The organism is Paraburkholderia sp. (genome assembly GCF_049581445.1).
Taxonomy (GTDB): domain Bacteria; phylum Pseudomonadota; class Gammaproteobacteria; order Burkholderiales; family Burkholderiaceae; genus Paraburkholderia.
Genome location: NZ_JBAURZ010000255.1, coordinates 1 through 4374 on the forward strand (window position 1 = coordinate 1; position 4374 = coordinate 4374).

General features: G+C 59.0%; 6 protein-coding genes. All 6 read left to right on the forward strand.

What is annotated here, in order from left to right; genetic code table 11:
• The first annotated feature begins 14 nt into the window (after positions 1-14).
• Positions 15-419, forward strand: coding sequence for a 30S ribosomal protein S11 (rpsK, locus tag WCA85_RS21665; protein WP_006052224.1), 405 nt, complete (start codon positions 15-17; stop codon positions 417-419).
• Positions 420-572: 153 nt separating this feature from the next.
• Entirely contained in the window at positions 573-1196 is a 624-nt protein-coding gene (gene rpsD / locus WCA85_RS21670) for a 30S ribosomal protein S4 (protein ID WP_424066923.1), read from the forward strand.
• A gap of 124 nt (positions 1197-1320) precedes the next feature.
• The gene (locus WCA85_RS21675) at positions 1321-2298 is read left to right on the forward strand and encodes a DNA-directed RNA polymerase subunit alpha (RefSeq protein ID WP_006052226.1); all 978 of its coding nucleotides are present in this window, start codon (positions 1321-1323) and stop codon (positions 2296-2298) included.
• Between the two features lie 175 nt (positions 2299-2473).
• The gene (rplQ, locus tag WCA85_RS21680; protein ID WP_074262693.1) at positions 2474-2866 is read left to right on the forward strand and encodes a 50S ribosomal protein L17; all 393 of its coding nucleotides are present in this window, start codon (positions 2474-2476) and stop codon (positions 2864-2866) included.
• 184 nt (positions 2867-3050) lie between these two features.
• Positions 3051-3362 (forward strand): divalent-cation tolerance protein CutA, encoded by a 312-nt coding sequence (cutA, locus tag WCA85_RS21685; RefSeq protein ID WP_424066925.1) that lies wholly within the window; start codon positions 3051-3053, stop codon positions 3360-3362.
• Positions 3355-4374 (forward strand): protein-disulfide reductase DsbD domain-containing protein (locus WCA85_RS21690; protein ID WP_424066924.1); only part of this gene is annotated, 1020 nt, incomplete at its 3' end. The genes cutA and WCA85_RS21690, both read left to right, overlap by 8 nt.

Here is a 4374-nt window from a genome sequence, read left to right on the forward strand (position 1 = left end):
TACAGGAAAACGTAATGGCTAAGGCTTCGAACAACTCCGCGGCGCAACGCGTTCGCAAGAAGGTCAAGAAGAACGTCGCCGAGGGCGTGGTTCACGTTCACGCGTCGTTCAACAACACCATCATCACGATCACCGATCGTCAAGGCAATGCACTTGCTTGGGCAACGTCGGGTGGTCAGGGCTTCAAGGGTTCGCGTAAATCGACCCCGTTTGCAGCTCAGGTGGCAGCCGAATCGGCTGGCCGCGTGGCGATGGAATACGGCGTAAAGAACCTCGAAGTGCGGATCAAGGGCCCTGGCCCTGGCCGTGAGTCCGCGGTGCGTGCATTGCATGGTCTTGGTATCAAGATCACCGCGATCTCCGACGTGACGCCGGTACCGCACAACGGCTGCCGTCCGCCGAAGCGTCGTCGTATCTAAGACGCGCTTTCGCTTGCGCCTGTTGCCGCCGGGTAGTGTGCCGGCGACGACGGGCTGCTTGCGTTATTGAATTGACTAAGCCCACTGTTCGGCCCAAAGGGTTCGGACTAGCGTGAACGCGAGTTCACGTGATTAATCAATGAAGGAATCAACGTGGCACGTTATATCGGCCCTAAGGCCAAGCTGTCCCGCCGTGAAGGCACTGACCTCTTCCTGAAGAGCGCCCGTCGTTCGCTCGCTGACAAGTGCAAGCTTGACAGCAAGCCTGGCCAACATGGCCGCACCTCGGGTGCCCGTACGTCCGACTACGGCACGCAACTGCGCGAAAAGCAAAAAGTGAAGCGCATCTACGGTGTGCTCGAGCGTCAGTTCCGCCGTTACTTCGCTGAAGCCGACCGCCTCAAGGGCAACACGGGTGAAAACCTGCTGCAACTGCTCGAGTCGCGTCTCGACAACGTCGTGTATCGCATGGGTTTCGGTTCGACGCGCGCTGAAGCACGTCAACTCGTGGGCCACAAGGCGATCATGGTGAACGGCGTAGTGTCGAACATCCCGTCGATGCAAGTTAAGGCAGGCGACGTCGTCGCTGTCCGCGAACAGTCGAAGAAGCAAGCGCGTATCGTCGAAGCGCTGTCCTTGGCTGAGCAAGGCGGTCTGGCAAGCTGGGTCGCTGTCGATTCGAAGAAATTCGAAGGCACGTTCAAGCAGAAGCCGGAACGCAGCGACATCGCTGGCGATATCAACGAAAGCCTGATCGTCGAATTGTATTCGCGGTAATCGGATTGACGGCCGGGGCACCCTGATTGCGTCGCGCAAGGGGGCGCCTCGGCTGTTTATTTTCAGGTTGTTACCGGTCAGCCTTATCGGTGTAACGAGCCGAGGGTATTGAAAAGGAAAACCTATGCAAACCAGTTTGTTGAAGCCCAAGATCATCGCGGTTGAATCGCTTGGTGAGAGCCATGCGAAAGTGGTCATGGAACCGTTTGAACGCGGTTACGGCCACACCTTGGGTAACGCGCTTCGGCGCGTGCTGCTGTCGTCGATGATCGGCTATGCGCCGACCGAAGTGACGATCGCAGGCGTCGTTCATGAGTATTCGACGCTCGACGGTGTGCAAGAGGACGTGGTCAACCTGTTGTTGAACCTGAAGGGCGTGGTGTTCAAGCTTCATAACCGTGACGAAGTGACGGTTACGCTGCGCAAGGAAGGCGAAGGCGTTGTCACCGCTGGCGACATCGAACTCGCGCACGATTGCGAAGTGATCAATCCGGATCACGTGATCGCACATCTGTCGAAGGGCGGCAAGCTCGACGTGCAGATCAAGGTCGAAAAGGGCCGTGGCTACGTGCCGGGTAACGTCCGTCGTTACGGCGAAGAGTCGGCCAAGATCATCGGTCGTATCGTGCTGGACGCTTCATTCTCGCCGGTCCGCCGCGTGAGCTATGCAGTGGAAAGCGCGCGTGTCGAACAGCGTACTGACCTCGACAAGCTCGTGATGAACATCGAAACCAACGGTGTGATTTCGCCGGAAGAAGCGATCCGTCAATCGGCCCGCATTCTGGTTGATCAGCTGTCGGTGTTCGCTGCACTGGAAGGCACTGAAGCAACGGCGGAAGCGCCGTCGCGCGCGCCGCAGATCGATCCGATCCTGCTGCGTCCGGTGGATGATCTCGAACTCACGGTTCGTTCCGCGAACTGCCTGAAGGCTGAGAACATTTACTACATCGGCGACCTGATCCAGCGCACGGAAAACGAGCTGCTCAAGACCCCGAATCTGGGTCGCAAGTCGCTGAACGAAATCAAGGAAGTATTGGCGTCGCGTGGTCTGACGCTCGGCATGAAACTCGAGAACTGGCCGCCCGCTGGGTTGGACAAGTAACTCGAGCAGTCATCCGGGACGAAAGCTACCCGCTGCCTGACTGGTCAAGACGCGGATTTTCCTTTAAAATCCGCGTCTTGCCTTTTTTAACTACCGGCCCGTGCCCTCGCCAACCTAACGGTTAGCCGAGCGCGATAGAAGAGCTGGACCAAAACTTTGAATCGAAGGAATTAACATGCGTCACCGTCATGGTTTGCGGAAACTGAACCGCACGAGCAGCCACCGTCTGGCAATGCTCCGTAACATGTCCAACTCGCTGATCGAGCACGAAGTCATCAAGACGACGCTGCCGAAAGCGAAGGAACTCCGTAAAGTTGTCGAGCCGCTGATCACGCTCGGCAAGAAGCCGTCGCTGGCTAATCGCCGTCTGGCATTCAACCGTCTTCGCGATCGTGACTCGGTCTCGAAGCTGTTCGACGTGCTGGGCCCGCGCTTCGCGAACCGTCCGGGTGGCTATCTGCGCATCCTGAAGTTCGGTTTCCGCGTCGGCGACAACGCACCGATGGCACTGGTCGAACTGATGGACCGTCCGGAAGTCGAGGAAGTTGAAGTGCAAGAAGCTGAATAAGCTTCCCGCGTCGGCAAAAAGGCCAGGCAAATGCCTGGCCTTTTTGTCTTTCCGCGACAAAGGCTCGCATGAGCGTTTGGAGCAGTGGCCGGGCGCCGTCAGCGACGCATCAAGGCAGGTGATACGATAGTGGCACGTATTTTCCGTCTCGCCGGAGTTGTCTGTGAGTGTGAATCTGATCTTGATGCTGACGACTGTGCCCGACGCAGTCGTGGCCCAGAAGCTGGCGGAGCAGGCGCTCGCGGCGCGCCTTGCGGCGTGTGTTAGTCGGCAAGGACCCGTGCACTCGAGTTATCACTGGCAGGGCCAGGTCGAATCTGCCGACGAGATTCAGTTACTCTTCAAAACCAGCGTCGCGCGGGCGCCTGAACTCGAACAGTTCATCCAGAGCCATCACCCGTATGACACCCCCGAAATCCTCTCGTGGCAAGCGACGGCCTCTGCGGCCTACGGCCAGTGGGTTATTACTGAAACTCAACGCCCTGTTCATGTTTAACGGTCTATATCGGCTGCCCAAAGAGGCGCTGCGAGCGCTCGTTGTCCTCGTCTCATGTTTGCTCGTTTTGCTGCTCAGCGGGGGAATGGGCGCCGCCCGCGCAGCCGACGATTTTCTGGATCCAGCGGTCGCGTTCAAGTTCAGCGCCACCGAGCAGCCCGGCGAAATCCTCGTTCACTACAAGATTGCAAATGGGTACTACATGTACCGTGAGCGGTTCGTCTTCGCTACCCGCAATGGCACGGCTACGATCGGCGATCCGCAGATACCGCCGGGCCACGTCAAGTTCGATACGACCTTCGCGAAAAACGTCGAGACCTATCGCGACGAGTTGACGATCCGGATTTCGGTCAAGCAGGCGGCTGGCCCATTCGATCTCGCGGTCACCTCCCAAGGTTGCGCGGACGCGGGCATTTGCTATCCGCCAATGGAGCGGGTGTACCACGTGGATGGCGCTGCACTGCACGCTGCTACGGATAATGGAAACGCTGGGGGCGTAGGACAGACCGCCGCCAATTCCACCGCAGCGACGCCATCGTCGTGGTACGAGAAAACCACCAGCGCTGACTACGCGCAGTCGCTCCTGCAGGGCGGCAACTTTCTCGCCGTCATCGGTCTGTTCTTCGTCGCCGGTGCGGTGCTGAGTCTGCTGCCTTGCTCGTATCCGATGATCCCGATCCTGTCCGCCATCATCATCGGCGAAGGGTCGACGGTTACACGGGGCCGCGGCTTTGCGTTGTCCCTCGCGTATGTCATCGGCATGGCCCTGGTCTACACAGCCTTGGGGATTGCTGCTGCACTGGTCGGCCAAAGCCTGGGTGCCTGGTTGCAGAACCCGTGGGTGCTAGGCGCATTTGGTGTTCTCTTGACAGCTTTTGCAGTAACGCTCATCGCGGGCTACGACATTGCTCTCCCGCAGCGCTGGCAAGACGGCGCGCAACGCGCATCGCAGGGGCGTTCCGGCGGCAAGTTCGCGGCGGTCGCGGCGATGGGCGCGCTGTCGGCGCTAGTC

What these genes read in the sequence shown, in the direction of transcription:
- rplQ (WP_074262693.1), top strand. Translation starts at nt 2,474, where the DNA reads ATGCGTCACCGTCATGGTTTGCGGAAACTGAACCGCACGAGCAGCCAC.
- cutA (WP_424066925.1), top strand. Translation starts at nt 3,051, where the DNA reads ATGCTGACGACTGTGCCCGACGCAGTCGTGGCCCAGAAGCTGGCGGAG.
- WCA85_RS21675 (WP_006052226.1), top strand. Translation starts at nt 1,321, where the DNA reads ATGCAAACCAGTTTGTTGAAGCCCAAGATCATCGCGGTTGAATCGCTT.
- rpsK (WP_006052224.1), top strand. Translation starts at nt 15, where the DNA reads ATGGCTAAGGCTTCGAACAACTCCGCGGCGCAACGCGTTCGCAAGAAG.